This window comes from Acinetobacter sichuanensis, from assembly GCF_003024515.2.
GTDB classification, from domain to species: domain Bacteria; phylum Pseudomonadota; class Gammaproteobacteria; order Pseudomonadales; family Moraxellaceae; genus Acinetobacter; species Acinetobacter sichuanensis.
The window spans coordinates 1-1,534 of sequence record NZ_PYIX02000142.1 but is presented as its reverse complement, the minus strand read 5'-3'; the positions used below and the strand labels follow the sequence as shown (position 1 = coordinate 1,534).

Here is a 1,534-nt window from a genome sequence, read left to right as displayed (position 1 = left end):
ACCGAAGAAGACCGTAGCAGGGAATTGACTCAACTCGCCAAAGTCGAGCAGTTGCCCGACTGCACGACATAGCACTGCTTGACCAGATGACATTGCTTCAAAAGCTTGTTTAGCGTTTAAGATTTCGGTATTCATGCGGTCCATCCCTCCATATCTGACTTTGCTTGGCATGCGTTGAGAATTTGTGTTTCGTATTTTGAGCCACGGAAATAATTTGCAGGTTTATCCAGATCATTCACAGATTGAGCTTTTTGAATATCTGCAAGAGCCATCTGATAATCATTGTCTAGACGAGCCTCTTGTTCTGCTTGAAGCTGTTGCTCATTTTCTTGATTAGCTTGTTGATTTCGCTGAATAATGGAATTAATAGCAGCACAAGTTTCATCAAATTTTTGTTGCTGAACATCGTGTAAACTATTGAGTCCGCGTTTTGAACAGTAGTTATCAATATCAATACCAGCCTGTTGCATAAGCGCTTCAAGCTCCAAGAACTGATTACCATTAAGACAGGTATTTGCTGATCCAGAAGTAAGCCATTGCTTTAATAAAACACCATCGTTTTCACTGAGTGGGCGAGGTTCAGCAAAGAGACGCGTACGATCTTTTGTTGAAATTGCAATATTATTATGGGTCAGATCTAAGACAGTGGTAAATTCATACTCAATACCATCACGCTGCTCAGCCTTCATACCTACTTTTTCTACTTTTTTCTTACCGTTATCATTGGTTTGGATAGTTTCCATTTTTGAGCGTAAGGTAACAATAATATTAATACTCGACTGAAGCATTGCATCAATAAATTTACGATGACGTGGAGTTACCTTACTCCATGCACCCCAGCTATTTCCTTTGAATGGTCCACTCGCTAAGGTATCTACAATTTCCAAACAACCACCAACACCTGACCATTCATGTGTAATGCTATCGATAATCAGCGTGTCGAATCCTGCTTTTTCAGCAGCTTTAATGGCTTCAATAAATTTTTCAGGCGAATACGGTGGTTGTAAATTTGCGTGTTCAAAGGGAACGATATCATCGTAGAGTTCCGCACTACTATTTTCTGTATCCACAACAGCAATACGACCACCAATACCTTTTGCAAGGAGTAATGCACCAAATGTTTTACCAGCACCAGTAGGACCTGCGATTGCTAGACGGAGTTTTGCATTTTTACGTTCAGCTTTTTTAAAGAAAATAGTCATTACACAGCCTCCACTAAACGATTACGCTCAATAAAACCAATCAACAAGTTATTGATATTGCGGTGGTCGAGTTGATCAGTGAAGTCGCGGTATGGATTGCCTTTTTCATCAAAGACTTTGATTTGACCGAGTTCTTTAATTTCTACAGCAGTGAAGCTTGATCCTGGTACACCGTAGCTATCAGCATGAGTTGCATATTCAAAAGGGAACTTTAGCGTGAACTCATCAAGTTGAATCACAGCATAGCCAGTGCTTAATGAAGTGATTTCTACTGTTTGCACAGCGTAAGTAGAAGGGATGTATTCAGATGCTAGAGGTGGTTTGTATTCAGT

At 40.2% G+C, this 1,534-nt stretch carries 2 protein-coding genes; both read right to left on the bottom strand.

The features are described 5' to 3' along the window. Nucleotides 1-131 precede the first annotated feature (131 nt). Nucleotides 132-1,202, bottom strand: coding sequence for an ATP-binding protein (locus tag C9E89_RS22535; protein WP_107010294.1), 1,071 nt, complete (start codon nucleotides 1,200-1,202; stop codon nucleotides 132-134). Then, nucleotides 1,202-1,534, bottom strand: a 333-nt coding sequence (locus tag C9E89_RS23545; RefSeq protein WP_107010293.1) for a hypothetical protein, incomplete at its 5' end; no start/stop codon positions are given. The genes C9E89_RS22535 and C9E89_RS23545, both read right to left, overlap by 1 nt.

Excerpts from the sequence above, each read along its gene's own strand:
- C9E89_RS22535 (WP_107010294.1), bottom strand. The coding sequence starts at position 1,202 with ATGACTATTTTCTTTAAAAAAGCTGAACGTAAAAATGCAAAACTCCGT.